Source organism: Enterococcus sp. R12 (assembly GCF_058135755.1).
This window is the reverse complement of the sequence record NZ_CM176874.1, coordinates 2,739,247-2,755,476: the sequence shown is the minus strand read 5'-3', so window position 1 is coordinate 2,755,476 and position 16,230 is coordinate 2,739,247. Positions and strand designations below refer to the sequence as shown.

The window sequence follows — 16,230 nt, the reverse complement described above, 5'->3', positions numbered from 1 at the left end:
GAGGTAGGCTATGGATAGTGAAAAAATTCAAGAAATATCCTTTGAACTTATTTTAGCAAGCGGTGATGCCCGCACGATGATTCATCAAGCCTTTGAACAGATGCGAATCAGCAGTTGTCAAGAAGCGCAAGAGTTGTTGGACACAGCCAATGATTCATTAGTCAAAGCCCACCGCATCCAGTCAAAAATGCTGCAAGAATATGCTTCAGGGACTTCATTTACCTGCGATATCTTGTTGATCCATGCACAAGATCATTTGATGACAACCATGACCCTCAGAGAAGTTGCACTAGAAATGCTAGGGATTTATCAAAAAATGAGTAGCCTTGAAGAAGCGATCCAATGCAGGAGTGCAGATGGCGAGTAAGCAAGCAAAAGTTGCTCAAAGAGATGCGTCGCAAAAACTGACGAAGAAAAATCTCTATTTTCAACGTCTGTTGCTATTGCGATACTTAGTGGCATTCTTTTTCTTTTTTAACCTATATTGGCTGTTGGCTGCTTCTTTGGCAGGGCAATGGCTGCGCGTGGTTCCACTGAGCCTGTTGCTGTTTTCAATGGGATCGATCAGTGAGTTTATCCGCTTATATGGACACCACGCAACCATCGTTTCCAAGCAACTCTTTTTTACAACTTGGTATTTACGCCTTCAAATGGGGACAATGGCCATTCTTTTTTTATTGACTTTTTTTGGAGTGACAGAAGTTATTTTCCCCTATTTCACCTCGCAAAGTACCGAGTATGTTCGCATAGTTCTCTGGATAAGTGGCGTCTTTGCATGGAGTGGTATCAGAAAACTGAAGAAAATTTTTCGCAATGAAGACCGACATTGGCAATGGATACGCGAATTTGAAGAGATAGAAAGAAAGGGTGATTGATTTGACAGAATCGAACAATAAACTATTTCAACTTTTGGAAAAAGCAGTAATGGGTCCGATGGGAAAGATTTCCCAATACAAAATCGTTCGTAGCATCATGGCGGCAGGGATGGCGTCGATTCCTTTTACGATCGTAGGCTCAATGTTTTTAGTATTCAACATTTTACCGATTACGTTTCCGTTTTTAGCTGACTTTTTTGAAGCGACTTTTTTGAATTTTAGTGATTTGTATATGTTAGCAAATAGTACGACCATGGGGTTATTGGCATTATATTTTTGTATCGTTCTGGGCTATGAGTATTCCAAGATCATTCAAGTCGAGGAAAATCTCGACCTGACGCCGATCAATGGGGCGTTGTTAGGTGTTTTTGCTACATTGATGTCGATTCCTCAGCTTGTTTTTGACGGCGGAAAAATGACACGGATGAATGATGTGGAAGAAGGGCTGATCAATGGTTGGTTGATTGGTGCCGATGGGGTCGCACGTTTAGGAACTGTTGGTATTTTCACTGGGATCGTGATGGCGGTCGTTGCCGTTCAGCTGTATCGTCTCTGTGTAAAAAACAACTGGGTCATCAAAATGCCTGAAGAAGTGCCTGAAGGTGTGGCTCGTAGTTTTACGGCACTGATACCAGCCTTTGTGGTAGCAGTCGTGGTTCTGACCATCAATGGTGTTTTAGTGGTTTTAGGGACGGATATTTTTCAACTAGTAGCAATTCCGTTCGGGTTTGTTACCCACCTTACGGATAGCTGGTTGGGAATCATGGTGATTTACTTCCTCGCACATGCCTTGTGGTTGGTAGGGATTCATGGATTCAATATCATTAGTCCACTGATTACCCCGATCATGTTAGCTAATTTAGCTGCCAATGTTGAAGGGGCGAGTTTCCCATTAGCAGGCCAATTTACCAACGGGTACGTGACATTAGGTGGTTCGGGAGCAACTCTTGGTTTTACCTTATTTATGATCTACATTGCTAAATCGAAACAGATGAAAGTATTAGGAAGAGCTGCCATCGTCCCGTCGATTTTCAATATCAATGAACCGATCATTTTCGGCGTGCCGATCATCTATAATCCTTATTTAGCAATTCCTTTCTTGTTAGCACCGATGGCATCCGCCACGATCGCGTATTTTGCCACAAGGATGGAATTGATTCGTCCCATGATCGCCAATATTCCTTTCCCAACACCCGTTGGACTTGGTGGCTTTATTGGCACCGGTGGAGACTGGCGTGCAGGCGTCGTTGCCATTGTTTGTGCAGTTGTTTCTTTCTTGATCTATTTTCCATTTGCGAAGTTTTATGACACAAAATTGCTGAAAGAAGAACAAGAAGCCGCATAAGACGAGCAGTTGGGAAAACAGCAAGTAGCTACATTATTCCTATAAAAAAAACAGCTGTCCCTTTGCAGTTGAAGGGATAACTGTTTTTGCAATGGTCCTTCTTTTTCATGGTAAAATAAAGAAAAGCAAATCGAGGAGGGTCCTTATGAAGTATGAATGGCGCAAACTAGAAAAAGAGCTCTATCTTCCCAAAAAACCAACAGTGATCGAGGTGCCAACGTATCAATTTATCAGTTTGAGCGGCAGCGGCAATCCGAATCGACCTGAATTCAGCGAAGAGATCGCCGCTTTATATACGATTTCTTATTCACTCAGGATGGGATTAAAAAAAGGGGCTTTTGGCAATGAACCCTTTGAATACACGGTCTTTCCTTTAGAAGGTGTGTGGACCTCTCTGACAAAGCCAGACGGTGCCGTCAATAAAGAAGAATTGATCTACAAAATCATGATTCGCCAACCAGAACCAGTCACGGAAACACTGTTTCAAGAACAGCTCTTGGCCGTCAAAGAGAAGAAAGACAATCCAAATCTAGAAAAGCTCATCTTTGAGCGCTATGAAGAAGGATTGTGTCTGCAAGCGATGCATACAGGTTCTTTTGACACTGAAGCGGAAACATTTGCGCAAATGAAGGAGCTGTTAAAACAAGAGCAGTTAGTGATCCGTCCAACGATGGACACGTTCCAGCATCGAGAAATCTATTTGTCTGATCCGCGAAAAGTTTCACCAGATAAAGCCAAAACCGTCCTGCGATGGGCAGTAGAAAAAGGGGAATAAAAAAATGCTTTTCAAGCATCGCTTGAAGAGCATTTTTCTTTTTTAAATTTTATGATAGGAAGGAAAATATTCTGATATAAAAGCGTTACCAAAAAAATTATGCTTTTCTTATCAAGAGAGGAGCGATTCTATTGGTAAAAATAATTATTGAGTCACAAAAACGAGGTGCTGTCGTTCAGCCGGAGCTTCATGGACAATTTATTGAGTTTCTTGGGAGCGGTATCTATGACGGGATTTGGGTAGGGGAAGACTCTTCTATTCCCAATTATCATGGCTTAAGAAAAGATGTTGTTGATGCACTTAAAGTAATCAAGCCGCCTGTTTTAAGGTGGCCGGGTGGCTGTTTCGCGGATGTCTATCATTGGCGAGATGGGATAGGGCCCAGGAAGGAACGACCAACATACTTTAATGAGAATTTTGGGACAATGACGAGGGAAAATAACGAATTCGGGACTCATGAATTTATGAAATTATGCGAGTTAGTGGGGGCGAAGCCATGGTTTAATATCAATATGTTGACGGGATCGACCCGAGAAACAAGGGAGTGGGTTGAGTATGTAAATAGAGAAACTGGTACCTCTTTGGCAAATGAACGTGCAGCTAATGGGCGTAGTGAACCATATAATGTCGAATATTGGGGGATTGGGAATGAAAGTTGGGCTGGCGGAGGCAATTATACTGCGCAAGCCTATGCGGATGAATACCGCAAGCATACCAGTGCTATTCCTAGCTTTGGTGTCGGTTTGCCGTGGGTGAAAACAAGTAAAGAAATGAAAATGATTGCCGTGGGTCCAGATGGAAATAAGCCGAAAGAACGTGTTGAATGGACAAAAGACTTTTTTAATGAACTTGGAAAATACCGCAAACCGAGAATCAATGGATACGATTTGCACTTTTATAATTGGAATTTAGAAGATTCGAAAGATCTTATCACGGATTTTAGCATTGATGCATGGTATCGAGTCATTAATGGGGCACTTGAATTAGAAGATGTCATTAAAGAGCAGTATGCATTGATTCAAGACGGCATCAAGCAGATTCCTCAAGAAGAAGGGGCGTTTGCAACGGATATAAATGTCGATTTAATTGTGGGAGAATGGGGGAACTGGCACAATATTGACTTTAATGCTCCTTCTATTTTATGGCAGCAAAGTACCATGAGAGATGCCATTACAACCGCATTAACATTGGATATTTTCCATCGAAATGCGGATAAGGTAAAAATGGCGTGTATCGCACAATCAGTAAATGTTCTTAACTCATTATTTCTTACGAAAGGAGAAGAAACTGTTCTTACACCTAATTATTATGTATTTAAACTTTATCAAAATCATCAAAACGGCAATGTAGTTGCACTTTCAGACGATGCTCCGACCTTTACCCGTTCAGATGAACCGACATTGAAAAAAATATATAGTTTTGCCTCGATCAAAGAAAATCTGCTTACATTAAACATTATTAATACTTCTGATAACGAAGAAGAAGCAGTCACGATATTTTTTGATTTGCCAGTGGAGTTCGTTACTGGTGAAGAGCTCACCGGAGAAACGATGTGCGCTTTCAACGAGTTTGGGAAGCCCGAAACAGTGACGACCAAAAAGATCCAAGATGTCTATTGTCAGGACGATCAAATCAGTGTAACTAGTAAGGCAGCATCAATTTCTGTTTATCAATTCAAAGTAAAGGAAAGAAAGGTGTGACAAAGATGAAGCAGTCTAAAAGTGGATTATTAAAATTAACCATTCTCAGTATCTCTTTGATGATTAGTGCCGCCAGTGCGATTGCAGTTACTTTACCAATGATAAAAAATCAATTTCCGGATATTCAATCGGCCACAGTGGAATCTTTAGTAACAATTCCTTCGTTTACTATGATGGTATTCATTTTACTAAGTACTTTTATCATCAAAGCGATTGGAAAGAAGAACACCGTCTTGTTAGGGCTGCTTTTGGCTTTTGTCGGAGGAATCATCCCCGTATTTGTTTCTAATTTTACGATCATATATCTTTCTCGTTTTGTATTAGGTGCTGGAACAGGGATCTACAACTCTCTTGCTATTGGGCTTATTGGAGAATATTTTTCGGGAGAAGAACAGCAAAAAATGTTGGGTTACCAGACAGCGTTTTCAACCTTGGGATCCAGTTTTGCCACCTTTTTAGCAGGAATCTTGGTCAATATTTCATGGCATTATGCTTATAGTGTCTATTTCTTAGTTCTGCCGATTTTACTATTTGTTTTTTTCTTTCTTCCACAAGATCGGTCACGGCATACGTTATTGAATCAAAATGAGGCAGCCTCTCAAGTGATTACGCAAAGGATTAATAAATTAGTTTTTTTTTGTTGCTCCATGATGTTTGTCTTTTTTATTTTGATTATGACTATCTATACAAAGACGAGTACATTGATCGTTGAACAAAATTATGCCAATCAAGGTTTTTTAGGTACAGCACTAACAATTGCGAGTTTAGTAGGAGCATTGACGGGATTTGCATATAGTCAAGTCAGAAACATGCTAAAAGCATATACTCCCATCGTAGCATTATTGTTTGTTGCAGGGACGTATTTCTTTATTCCTTATGCTCAGAATATGTTGATCCTAACGATCGTTTTGATTTTTACGTTTCTAGTTGTTGGATTATTTGTTCCTTACATGTACGACATCTTACTACCAGGTGCACCTGAGCATTCAACCAATCTTGCTGTCTCTTTAGCAATGGTAGCTTGTAATCTTGGCTCATTCATTTCTCCATACGTGTTACAATGGTTGGGAGAACTATTTGGAAATGACCAAACGTCGTTTTCTTTTACAATTGGTGGAGTGATCTATGTGGTGATGGCTTGTCTGTTTTTGATTAGACATTTAAAAAGTGAGAAGCATTCTTTAGTAATCGATTAAGCAAAGGGGAAGCAAGACAATGGAACTAGATCTGTTGATGGACTATCTATCGAAAGTACTTTCTTATCCGGTTCGTGAATATGATGCTTCCTTTAAATTGAAGCGTGTTTTCGGAGAGTTTAATGCTTATCCCGACTCGTTTCTATATGATTTGCGAACGATTGCTGGGTTTAATGAGAAACGTGAACAGCTTGATTATCCACTGTATCTGTATAGTCATAATGATCAAACGATTTTTCTGATTGAAAATGATGCAAAGAAGTGTATCTATCTGCTAGGTACAGTCCAAGCAGATCCAGATCAAAAACAAAGAAAAGTTTATATAGAATCTGATTGGTCTCTTTTGTTAGATTCTGGGCTTTTAGTTTACACCGTATTAACTGGTGTCAAATTGACGAAACATGATTTTTTAATGAGTATGAAAACAGACAGTCAGTTTTTGAGTCATCAAGGAAAGAAAGTAATTGATACTCATTTTCGCTATCACGAGGAGCAAACACTGCACAATCCATATGCACAAGAACTGCGTGAACAAGGCAGTATTCGAGAAGGCAATGTGGATCGTTTGATGATGAGTTTCAAAGAAAATTATGCAGGAAAATTAGCCAGGCTATCTAAAAACAAGCTTCGCTCTCTTAAGAATTTGGGGATTGTTGTTCTTGCTATATCCACAAGGTCAGCAATTGAAGGAGGCTTACACCCAGAAAAAGCTTTTTTACTAAGTGATAGCTATATTTTAAGTATCGATGAAGCTGCGACAGAAAATGAGATATATTCGATCGTTCGAAATGCAGAAATTCACTTTACTGAATTAGTGGCTGAGAATAAACAGAATAAAAGCGAAAATCCTCTTGTTTTAAGAGCAAAAAATAGTATCTTCAAAAGAATGCATGAAAAGGTAACGCTAGGCAGCATAGCAAGGGAACTAAATACTACGGCGTCCTATCTTTCAACTGTTTTTAAAAAAGAGACAGGGATTACGGTCCATCAGTTTATTGTAAAAGAAAAGCTTCTTGTAGCGGCTAATCTGCTATGTTACTCTCAATATGAGATTCATGAAATCGCGAATTATTTATCTTTTTCTAGCCAAAGTCACTTTGGCCATTTGTTCAAACTTCATTTTCAGATGACCCCAAATCAATATCGTTTAAAATATGGGGCGCAGGAAGGATAAAATTTATGATAACCAACTATTTAAGCATCGACATCGGCGGCACGAAAATCAAATCGGCTGTCGTTGATCGCTCGGGGAATATTGTGACACGAGGACGGATGGATACGCCGAAAAATCTTACGGAATTTCTGACAGGGATTGAAACGATCGTTGAAGACGTTCATGGAAGCATTCGGGGCATTGCTGTTAGTACTCCAGGAAAAGTCAACCCAGAGACAGGGACGATCTCGTTTGGCGGGGCATTGCCTTTTTTAGATGGAGTCTCCTTAAAACAGCTGCTGGCAAAGTATCAAGTGCCGCTTGCTGTGACCAACGATGGCAAAGCAGCCGCATTAGCTGAATGGTGGCTAGGAAACCTTAAAGGGATTCAAAATGGGGCTGCCATAACATTAGGTACTGGTTTGGGCGGTGGTGTGATCGTTGAAGGAAAACTGATCCAAGGTGCACATTTTCAAGCAGGGGAATTAAGTTTTCTACTAAATGCCACTAAGAGAAGCGATGCTCCAGAAAACGCTGAGCAACCAAATAATCAGGGATTGACCCTGCAGCAATTGGCAGGTTTTAGCGGTTCAGCGGTCGCCATGATCCGTCGCAGCGCCCAACTGCTAGGCTTAGCTGATCTTGCTGATGGTGAAGCAGTTTTTGACGCTATCAATCAAAAAGAGCCACAGGTCTGGGCACTGTTTACAGCGTATTGCCGAGAAATCGCGTGTGTCATACTCAATGTTCAAGCCGTGATTGACTTAGAGCGCTTCGTGATTGGTGGTGGCATCAGTGCCCAAGCGATCGTGGTGGAAGAAATCGACCGTCAGTATCAGCAACTGCTGGCTAGTTTACCGATTTTGCAGCAGACCTTGACGAAGCCGGAAATCCAAGCCTGCAAATTTCAAAATGACGCCAATTTATTAGGGGCGCTCTATCATTTCTTTTTGGAACATGAGATGAAATAAAATAGAAAAAAACTGCCGCGAACCAACGATTCGCGGCAGTTTTTTTAGGCTTTTTTCTTGGTGTCTTTGTCTTCGTCACCTAGGTAATCTTTGCTAGTGAAGGCACTGTGGAAGTATTTGCCGTCTTGACCGTAATAGCGGTTGTAGCGCTGCTTGAATTTGCGGAACACGTAAACGACAAGAACTTTTAGCAGACAATAAATCGGGATTCCGAAAATCACCCCAACGATCCCCATCAAATCACCCATCACTAATAAAACAACCAGAATCGTAATAGGATGGATTTTCAATCGGTCACCCATCACACGGGGCACGACTAAATCGCCATGAAGTAGCTGTACAGCAAACCAAGCAATCAAAAACTTAACCAACATCCCGGTGGAGTCTTGTGCGGCAATGAAAATCCCTGGGAAAAAGACGATAAAAGGTCCAATATAGGGGATGATGCAAAGCAGACCAGCGGCGATCGCCAGAATACTGGCATACTCTAGGCCGATCAAGAGGAAAACGACCCAATAGATCGCCCCTAAAATCAGGGATGAAATGATTTGTCCTTTCAAAAAGGCACCGACTTGTAAGTCAGAGATCTTGACGATTTCATTAAAGTCTTTGCGAAAACGTGGTGGCACTAATGAGAGGACCGAAAAATAAAACTTGTTTGGGTTACGCAATAAGAAAAAGGCAATGATCGGTCCAGTAAACAAAGCAATGAACAAGGTCGAAATGGTTGAAAACAAACTGCTGAGCCCAGCGGCACCAGTTTGCCAATAGTCTCCAATAAAACTCATGATATTACTGGTGATATTTTGTAGTGTGTCTGTAATTTGTGCCATCTCATCTTGAAATGGGGTATTTTCTAAAAAGGCGGTCGCGTTTTTCTCAAAGTCACTGACCAAACTTGGTAAGCTATTGATCAGATCGGTGGTTTGCTGCTCCAAAATCGGATAAAGCTGGAAACCAGCAAAGACGATCAACAAAAGAATCAACAGATAGATCCCAGCAATCGAAGCACTGCGGGGAATTTTTTTCGTTTCCAATTTATCGACCACCGGATTAAACAGATAGTAAAGGATCAGCCCAAATAAAAAGGGTGGGATAATAGCTGTAAGAATGGCTGAAAAGGGTGTAAATAAAAAAGAAATCTGATTTAGCAAAAAGACAGCAACTGCCGACAAGATAATCAGTCCTAAGACATAATAGCTTGTTTTGCCGCCTAAAAAGTGGATCAATCGGTTATTTTTCATAATAAGCCTCGCTTTCTTAGCTACATTATAACGAAAGACCCCTATTCTGTAAAAAAACAACGTACCTTTCGAAAAAACCACGCTCACATTCTCAATATCTTTATAATGAAAGAATATCTTTAATAAGGCGTTGACTGGTGACCTCTTTCTTCAAAACAGACCAAAAAACGCTCCCGTGAGCACAATGCAGGAGCGTAAAGGATTATTTGCGCACAGTCGTTAAAGTGCAGCGCCCAACGGCAGTTTTTAACCCGCTAGCTAACCAAATAGTGGCTTGCCAAGTTTGGATACGAGCGCCGATGCGATCAGGACTAGCTTCTACAATCAGGGTTCCTTCTTGGGCGGCGGCTAGATGGTTGACTTGCAGGTCAACGCCGGCGGCAAAGGCCTCTTCTTGAGCCAAAGCTTGATTGGCACCGATGCTGCAGGCGGTCTCGATCAAAACACCGTTAATGCCACCGTGAACGAGACCAAAAGGCTGTTTGTGCTGCGCTTTGATCGGCATCCGTAAACGAACAAAATCGGCTGTTGCTGCTTCTACTTCGATTTCTAAGGCTTCCAGTAAATTCATTTTTTGCTCCTTTTTCTAAGAAAGTTACCATGATTATAGCACGAGTTTTGATAGAAATAGCCGAAGATCTCAGAAAGTCGGCAACAGGGGGGAGAAGTCTTAAGAAATTCCCTTAACCAAAGCAATTTCTAACGAAAAGCGACTAGATATGTGTATAATAGAGCTATGTGAATTGAGGAGGAACAAGTAATGAGAGAATGGAAAACCTTAAAAGAGTACGATGAAATTTTGTTTGAACAACATGGAAAAGTGGCGAAAATCACGATCAACCGCCCAGAAGTCCACAATGCGTTTACACCAAAAACGGTGTTTGAAATGATTGATGCATTTTCGATCAGTCGCGATGAACCAGGCATCGGCGTGATTATCTTGACAGGCGCCGGCGACAAAGCCTTTTGTTCAGGCGGAGACCAAAAAGTCCGTGGTCACGGTGGCTATGTTGGGGAAGATCAGGTTCCTCGCTTAAATGTATTGGATCTGCAGCGATTGATTCGCACGTTACCAAAACCGGTGATCGCCATGGTCAAAGGCTGGTCGATCGGTGGCGGAAATGTTTTACAATTGGTTTGTGATTTAACGATCGCCGCTGATAACGCTAAATTTGGTCAAACTGGACCAAACGTCGGTAGTTTTGATGGTGGCTATGGTTCGGGCTATCTTGCACGGACGATCGGTCATAAAAAAGCCAAGGAAGTTTGGTTCATGACAAAACAATATACCGCCGAAGAAGCATTGGCGATGAATTGGATCAATACAGTCGTTCCTCTTGATCGAGTAGAAGATGAAACGATGGAATGGGCAGAAACGATGCTGCAAAAGAGCCCGTTGGCGTTACGCATGATCAAAGCATCAATGAACGCAGATACGGACGGATTAGCTGGTATTCAGCAATTAGCTGGCGATGCGACCTTATTGTATTACACGATGGATGAAGCCAAAGAAGGTCGTGACGCGTTTAAAGAAAAACGTCAACCAGACTTCGACCAATTCCCTAAATTCCCATAATGACTGGGAGTTGGCTGCAAAGGCAAGCACAACTTCATCCAGAACGACCAGCTTTTTATTGGCATGAAAAAAGCTGGTCGTTTGCTGCCTTGCAAAAAGAGGTTTATGCTTACGCTGCTTATTATCAAGCCCAATTCGTTGATCAGCCAAACCGGGTAGCTCTTTTTAGCAATAACGCCCCTGAAATGGTCTTTACGATCCTTGCGTTATGGGAGTTGGGGATCGAAGTCCAGCTGCTGAATACGCGATTGACAGCCGCTGAAATCTCCTTCCAATTGCAAGATGCCCACTGCGACTGGGTGATCACGGCGGATCAGGCTGCGGTTTCGGGTGTTCGCAGCTTGACCTTTGGACAAGCGATCAAACAGGCGGAGGCTTTTATCGGTTCTGTTGTTCCTTCGTTTGTTCCTAATGAAGCAATCTATCAAGCAGAGCAAGTGGCTTCAATTATGTATACCTCTGGTACGACTGGCAATCCCAAGGGTGTGCCTCAAACCTTTGGGAATCATCTAGCAAGTGCCGAAGCGACTCAAAAAAACTTAGCCATCACTAGCGAGGATTGTTGGCTTTGTGCAGTTCCGCTGTATCATATCAGTGGGTTATCAATTCTCTTGCGGTCCTTGCGACTTGGGATGAGTGTTCGTTTGTATGAGCGCTTTGATGCTGGAGAAATGGCAAAAGACCTTGAAGCAGGGAAAGGGACGATCGTTTCTTTGGTGGCAAAAATGTTGACAGATTTGCTGCCCTTGGTGCCCCAACAAGGCTTTGATTCGTTGCGTTATATCCTGCTAGGCGGCGGTCCGATTGCCAAAAGTGTATTGGAAAAATGCCAGCAAAATCAGCTTTCTGTGATTCAATCCTATGGGATGACAGAAACCTGTTCACAAGTGGTGGCATTGCCGCCAGAAAAAGCTTCTGAAAAAATCGGCGCCTCTGGGGTTCCCCTACAAGGTGTCCATTTACGAATTGCGACTGATGGGAAAATGGCAGACCACCAGACTGCTGAAAATACCCAGCCGATCGGAGAGATCCAACTGCAAGGACCTGCGATCACGACTCGTTACTTGAACGATCGCAGTCCACAGCAGTGGGACCAAGAGGGCTGGTTTGCCACAGGAGATCTAGGTTATCTTGATCAAGAGGACTTTTTGTATGTAGTCAGTCGTGCAAGCGAACTGATCATATCTGGTGGAGAAAACATCTATCCCGCAGAAGTGGAGCAAGCCTTGTTGCAGCATCCAGCGGTCAAAGAGGCAGCTGTGGTGGGGGAACCAGACGAGGAGTGGGGACAATCTGTCGCGGCTTATTTAACGTTAAATCAACCGATCCACTTCCAAGCTTTATTGGATACGTTAGAAGGGCAGATCGCCCATTATAAATTTCCGCGCCGCTTTTATCACGTGCGAGAAATGCCGCGCACAGCAAGCGGTAAAGTTTTAAAAAGGCTATTGCTGAGTGAAGAAAGAGTGAACTACATTGAACAGCAAATCAACAAGTAATTATGAGGCAGCGATCGCTGCCGGGAAAACCTATTTGAGTGAGTATCAACCTATAGAAAGGTGTGACTTACTGGCTCTTTATGCAGCGGCACAAGAATATCGAGGGGAACGCTACTTCTGGCGTACCCCTGATGAAACGACCAGTATAGTAGGGTTGGGTTGGTTAGCCACTTTTTCGCAACCCAAACTTGCAGACTTTTCAGAAGTCCGCTCTCTCTTAAAGCAAGCCCACTATCAACCAGAGGCACCTTTTCAGGCGCAGTTAGTTGGCGGCTTTGCTTTTGATGAACAGGCAGAAGTCAGTCAGGATTGGGCTGAGCTAGGTGCTGGTCTCTTTGCGTTGCCAGAAATACTGGTCAGCAAAACTGGAGATCAGTGTGGCGTCGTTTATACAGTAGCCGCTTCTTCCGAGGAACAACGACAACAAAAAGTCGCTGCCTTACAGGAAAAAGTCGCAAGCTGGTTGAAGGCCAATTCGGACAAGAGTCTTGTAGCAGAAACGCCTGCTTTTCAGGCACAAGAGGAACTAGATGTGCCCCAATGGCTGCAAGCGGTCGAAGAGACAGTGGCAGCCATTCGCTCAACTGAAACACCGTTGAAAAAAGTGGTTCTGGCAAGACGAATGAAGGTAGAAACGAAGCAGTCGATCATTAGTGCAGCGGTGTTGCAACGGTTGGCGCAACAGCAGCCGAATACCTATCTTTTTGCCATCGAACATGGGGGCCATGTTTTTGCTGGTGCGACGCCAGAACGCTTGCTAAAAGCGACTGTCGATCAGTTTGAAACGGTGAGTATCGCAGGTTCCGCACCAAGAGGCAAAACCAAAGAAGAAGATGAGGCACTGGCACAAGCCCTTTTAGCGGACGCAAAAAATACCCATGAACATCAAGTAGTTGTCGATCGCTTAGAAACGGCATTGGCCACTTTGTTAGCTGACGGCTTTCAATCAGAAGCCCGTTCCGTGATCAAAAATCGTGACATTCAGCATTTGTTTGTTCCTTTAGCAGGGCAAAGAAAGGCAGGAGTCAACTTTCTGACCGCCGTGCAAAAACTACACCCGACCCCAGCATTGGGGGGAGAACCGAAAGAAGCAGCCGTCTCATGGATTCGTACCCATGAACCAGCCAGCAGAGGGATGTACGGTGGACCGATCGGTTGGTTGGGTATTCAAGAAGATATTGGCGAGTTTGCTGTGGCGATCCGCTCAGGATTCTTTAGCGGCAATCAAGCAACGCTGTATGCGGGTTGTGGGATCGTTGCCGATTCAGATGCGGAATCCGAACGTCAAGAAACACGGTTAAAATTTCAACCGATGAGGAGAGGGATCTTAGGAGATGAATAACCAGACAGTCATGACAGACTATTTACTAGCGGCGATCCAAGGACTAAAAGCAGCGGGTGCGAAGCGAGCAGTCATTAGTCCCGGTTCACGCTCCACGCCATTGGCGCTACTATTGCATCGTGATCCTGAGATCACCTGTACGGTGGCTGTCGATGAACGTTCGGCTGCTTTTTTTGCTTTAGGGATGTCCAAAGTTGATCTCCAACCGACGATCTTACTGTGTACCTCTGGAACTGCAGCAGCCAATTATTATCCAGCTGTTTGTGAAGCAGAAGCTACCAACTTGCCACTGATCGTCTTAACGGCTGATCGCCCACCAGAACTGCGGGGCGTTGGGGCGCCACAGGCAATGGATCAACAGAATTTGTATGCCTCTCATGTCAAAAAGATGGTAGAGATGACGGTGCCAGAAAACGATCCTGCTTTGTTGCGTTATAGTTTTTGGCAAGCTGCAACTTGCACGATCGAAGCGCAAAAACAGCCGAAAGGCCCTGTCCAAATCAACTTTCCATTACGGGAGCCGCTGTTGCCTGACTTTAGTCGCCAATGCAGTATGCAGCAAGACGTGAGCTATCTGGCACCACAACAAGAGCTGTCAGCAGAGATGATCACCCAGCTAGCCCCTTACTTTGATAAAAAAGGTATTCTGATTGCTGGAGAAAGCCTTACGATCGAAGAAGCGCAGCAGTTGCTGGCTTTTTCGGAGAAATTAGGCTGGCCGATCGTCGGCGATCCATTGACCAATCTGGCGACAGCCGGTACCAAAGTAGGAACATTTATCAGTCAAGCCGATCTTGTTTTCCCACAATTGACTTCTGCCTTCCAACCAGAAGTGGTCGTGCGTTTTGGTCGCTTACCAGTCACCAAAAATGTCCTATTATGGTTGAACAAAGCAGCCGATACGACGACGTGGCTCTTTGTTGATCCATCAGGGCAGTGGCAAGATCAGCTGCATCGGGCAAACTATTTGATCGAAGCAGCGATCAGCGCCTTCGTGGCGGCCATCACCCAGTTGCCGATCGTCAAACATACGGCGTGGCAACAACAATGGCAAGCACTTCAAGCGCGGGCAGATCAGGTGATTGCTGCAAGTCCCCAGTTGCAACAATGGGATGAGAGCAGCGCTGTGCGCATGCTCCAACAATGTTTGCCTGAAGAAGCGCAAATTCTTTTGGCAAACAGCAATGCGATCCGTTTTTTTGATCGCTACGGCAGCAAAACTACCTCCACTTATCGCGTGTATGGAAACCGAGGCGTCAATGGGATCGACGGCCTTGTCTCGACCGTGGCTGGGATTGCTTCCGCCAGTCAAAAGCCTACCTACTTGTTGATTGGTGATTTAGCGTTGTACCATGATATGAACGGCCTACAACTACTGCGCCAGTATCAATTGCCAGTAACGATCATTTTACTGAATAATAACGGTGGTGGGATCTTTTCCTTTCTGTCACAAAACACCTTAGAACCAAACGACTTTGTCCCGCTCTTTGGTACTCCGTTAGATCTTGAGTTTCAAAAAGTGGCGGCCTTATATGAGGCAGATTGGCACACACCGACCTCTTTGCTAGAGTTTCAAACGATTTTAGCGGAAACAAGTCAACAGCCGCGCTTTCAAATAATCGAAGTGAAGGGTGAGCAAAAAGATCCGGTCAACACTTGGCAAGCACTCCAACAGCAGTTTAGCGAGGCAGGAGCGCAGCAATGAAGGACACGATAAATGGCGTCAGTTATTTTTATCAGTGGCTGCAGCCGTATCGATCATCCTTACCAACCCTTGTGGCATTGCATGGCTTCACGGGTTCTTCGGAAAGCTTTCGACCGGTTTTTGCAGAGGAAGGTTCTTACAATGTATTGGCAATCGATTTGATTGGACATGGACGCTCATCGATTTATGTCCATCCCATGCGTTATGAACTTCCTTTACTGGTGGAGGATCTCGCACACCTTTTAGCGAAGTTAGGGATTGAACGTTATGGCCTGTATGGCTACTCGATGGGGGCGCGAATCGCAATTGTCTGGGCGGTCATGGAACCAACGGCAGTGACCCATCTTTTGCTTGAGAGTGGTTCACCCGGGTTAGCTGATCCAGCAGAACGACTCGCTCGTCAGCGGCACGATCGTCGCTTAGCGTTGCGCTTACTAAGGGAGCCTTTGGTCGATTTTGTCGATTACTGGCAAGAACTGCCGTTGTTTGCTAGTCAAAAGGAGCTACCTTTAGCGCAGCAGGCTGCTGTACGGCAAGGACGCTTGCAGCAAAACAAATTTGGCTTGGCAGTAAGCTTGGTTTACGGTGGTACTGGCAAACAGCCAAGCTGTTGGTCGGCACTTCCGCAGCTAGCTTGTGAAATTCTTTATTTAGCGGGGGAAAAAGATGTAAAGTTTCGTAAAATCGCCCACCAAATGAAGCAGCTGCAACCAGAGATGACCATCAAAGTCGTTGCTAATGCTGGACATTGTATCCATTTAGAACAGCCGACACAGGTTCGTCATGAAATCGATCAATGGTTTGTAAAAGGATCGGGGCCACAGTCAGCTGATTGACAAGGAGAGAACG

The 16,230-nt window shown here is 43.9% G+C and carries 15 protein-coding genes; 13 read left to right on the top strand and 2 right to left on the bottom strand.

Translation table 11 applies throughout. The annotated features are described in order from the left end of the window. The first annotated feature begins 10 nt into the window (after positions 1 to 10). The 8 genes from ACTW1R_RS12785 to ACTW1R_RS12750 all read left to right on the top strand — a co-directional run bounded on the left by ACTW1R_RS12785 (position 11) and on the right by ACTW1R_RS12750 (position 8,015). Positions 11 to 367 carry a PTS lactose/cellobiose transporter subunit IIA gene (locus tag ACTW1R_RS12785; RefSeq protein ID WP_010749836.1) on the top strand — a complete coding sequence of 119 codons (357 nt, stop codon included), beginning with the start codon at positions 11 to 13 and terminating at the stop codon, positions 365 to 367. After that, on the top strand, positions 357 to 875 hold the full coding sequence (locus ACTW1R_RS12780) for a hypothetical protein (RefSeq protein WP_142973388.1): 519 nt from the start codon (positions 357 to 359) through the stop codon (positions 873 to 875). Before ACTW1R_RS12785 ends, ACTW1R_RS12780 begins: the two co-directional genes overlap by 11 nt. Beyond that, positions 868 to 2,220 carry a PTS cellobiose transporter subunit IIC gene (gene celB, locus ACTW1R_RS12775; RefSeq protein WP_005228585.1) on the top strand — a complete coding sequence of 451 codons (1,353 nt, stop codon included), beginning with the start codon at positions 868 to 870 and terminating at the stop codon, positions 2,218 to 2,220. Before ACTW1R_RS12780 ends, celB begins: the two co-directional genes overlap by 8 nt. 145 nt (positions 2,221 to 2,365) lie before the next feature. Then, complete coding sequence (locus tag ACTW1R_RS12770) at positions 2,366 to 2,995, top strand: GyrI-like domain-containing protein (RefSeq protein ID WP_271813985.1); 630 nt, start codon at positions 2,366 to 2,368, stop codon at positions 2,993 to 2,995. Positions 2,996 to 3,126: 131 nt separating this feature from the next. Further along, positions 3,127 to 4,695, top strand: coding sequence for an alpha-N-arabinofuranosidase (locus tag ACTW1R_RS12765; protein WP_271813986.1), 1,569 nt, complete (start codon positions 3,127 to 3,129; stop codon positions 4,693 to 4,695). Positions 4,696 to 4,700: 5 nt separating this feature from the next. After that, on the top strand, positions 4,701 to 5,891 hold the full coding sequence (locus ACTW1R_RS12760; RefSeq protein WP_271813987.1) for an MFS transporter: 1,191 nt from the start codon (positions 4,701 to 4,703) through the stop codon (positions 5,889 to 5,891). Between the two features lie 19 nt (positions 5,892 to 5,910). After that, positions 5,911 to 7,065 carry a helix-turn-helix transcriptional regulator gene (locus ACTW1R_RS12755; RefSeq protein WP_087627867.1) on the top strand — a complete coding sequence of 385 codons (1,155 nt, stop codon included), beginning with the start codon at positions 5,911 to 5,913 and terminating at the stop codon, positions 7,063 to 7,065. Between the two features lie 5 nt (positions 7,066 to 7,070). Continuing rightward, positions 7,071 to 8,015, top strand: coding sequence for an ROK family protein (locus tag ACTW1R_RS12750; RefSeq protein WP_271813988.1), 945 nt, complete (start codon positions 7,071 to 7,073; stop codon positions 8,013 to 8,015). Between the two features lie 44 nt (positions 8,016 to 8,059). Here the strand turns inward: ACTW1R_RS12750 and ACTW1R_RS12745 are convergent, their stop codons facing one another. Both ACTW1R_RS12745 and ACTW1R_RS12740 read right to left on the bottom strand, forming a co-directional pair. Continuing rightward, the gene (locus ACTW1R_RS12745) at positions 8,060 to 9,259 is read right to left on the bottom strand and encodes an AI-2E family transporter (RefSeq protein WP_489927288.1); all 1,200 of its coding nucleotides are present in this window, start codon (positions 9,257 to 9,259) and stop codon (positions 8,060 to 8,062) included. 202 nt (positions 9,260 to 9,461) lie between these two features. Then, positions 9,462 to 9,830 carry a PaaI family thioesterase gene (locus ACTW1R_RS12740; RefSeq protein ID WP_005228593.1) on the bottom strand — a complete coding sequence of 123 codons (369 nt, stop codon included), beginning with the start codon at positions 9,828 to 9,830 and terminating at the stop codon, positions 9,462 to 9,464. A 189-nt stretch (positions 9,831 to 10,019) separates the two neighbouring features. Here ACTW1R_RS12740 and menB point away from each other — a divergent pair, with 189 nt between their 5' ends. The 5 genes from menB to menH are packed head-to-tail and all read left to right on the top strand — an operon-like array spanning position 10,020 to position 16,217. After that, a complete protein-coding gene (gene menB / locus ACTW1R_RS12735; protein WP_005228595.1) occupies positions 10,020 to 10,835 on the top strand; it encodes a 1,4-dihydroxy-2-naphthoyl-CoA synthase in 816 nt (271 codons plus the stop codon). Continuing rightward, a complete protein-coding gene (gene menE, locus ACTW1R_RS12730) occupies positions 10,835 to 12,334 on the top strand; it encodes an o-succinylbenzoate--CoA ligase (protein ID WP_375826505.1) in 1,500 nt (499 codons plus the stop codon). The genes menB and menE overlap by 1 nt, the downstream gene beginning before the upstream one ends. Next, a complete protein-coding gene (locus ACTW1R_RS12725; RefSeq protein WP_270289835.1) occupies positions 12,312 to 13,676 on the top strand; it encodes an isochorismate synthase in 1,365 nt (454 codons plus the stop codon). The genes menE and ACTW1R_RS12725 overlap by 23 nt, the downstream gene beginning before the upstream one ends. Beyond that, on the top strand, positions 13,669 to 15,381 hold the full coding sequence (menD, locus tag ACTW1R_RS12720; RefSeq protein ID WP_218213204.1) for a 2-succinyl-5-enolpyruvyl-6-hydroxy-3-cyclohexene-1-carboxylic-acid synthase: 1,713 nt from the start codon (positions 13,669 to 13,671) through the stop codon (positions 15,379 to 15,381). The genes ACTW1R_RS12725 and menD overlap by 8 nt, the downstream gene beginning before the upstream one ends. Next, positions 15,378 to 16,217: a 2-succinyl-6-hydroxy-2,4-cyclohexadiene-1-carboxylate synthase gene (menH, locus tag ACTW1R_RS12715; RefSeq protein ID WP_271813993.1), complete on the top strand. Its 840-nt coding sequence runs from the start codon at positions 15,378 to 15,380 to the stop codon at positions 16,215 to 16,217. The genes menD and menH overlap by 4 nt, the downstream gene beginning before the upstream one ends. Positions 16,218 to 16,230: the final 13 nt, after the last annotated feature.

Coding starts and splice junctions, on each gene's coding strand:
- ACTW1R_RS12785 (WP_010749836.1), top strand. CDS start 11: ATGGATAGTGAAAAAATTCAAGAAATATCCTTTGAACTTATTTTAGCA.
- ACTW1R_RS12780 (WP_142973388.1), top strand. CDS start 357: ATGGCGAGTAAGCAAGCAAAAGTTGCTCAAAGAGATGCGTCGCAAAAA.
- ACTW1R_RS12770 (WP_271813985.1), top strand. CDS start 2,366: ATGAAGTATGAATGGCGCAAACTAGAAAAAGAGCTCTATCTTCCCAAA.
- ACTW1R_RS12760 (WP_271813987.1), top strand. CDS start 4,701: ATGAAGCAGTCTAAAAGTGGATTATTAAAATTAACCATTCTCAGTATC.
- ACTW1R_RS12755 (WP_087627867.1), top strand. CDS start 5,911: ATGGAACTAGATCTGTTGATGGACTATCTATCGAAAGTACTTTCTTAT.
- ACTW1R_RS12750 (WP_271813988.1), top strand. CDS start 7,071: ATGATAACCAACTATTTAAGCATCGACATCGGCGGCACGAAAATCAAA.
- ACTW1R_RS12745 (WP_489927288.1), bottom strand. CDS start 9,259: ATGAAAAATAACCGATTGATCCACTTTTTAGGCGGCAAAACAAGCTAT.
- ACTW1R_RS12740 (WP_005228593.1), bottom strand. CDS start 9,830: ATGAATTTACTGGAAGCCTTAGAAATCGAAGTAGAAGCAGCAACAGCC.
- menB (WP_005228595.1), top strand. CDS start 10,020: ATGAGAGAATGGAAAACCTTAAAAGAGTACGATGAAATTTTGTTTGAA.
- menE (WP_375826505.1), top strand. CDS start 10,835: ATGACTGGGAGTTGGCTGCAAAGGCAAGCACAACTTCATCCAGAACGA.
- menD (WP_218213204.1), top strand. CDS start 13,669: ATGAATAACCAGACAGTCATGACAGACTATTTACTAGCGGCGATCCAA.
- menH (WP_271813993.1), top strand. CDS start 15,378: ATGAAGGACACGATAAATGGCGTCAGTTATTTTTATCAGTGGCTGCAG.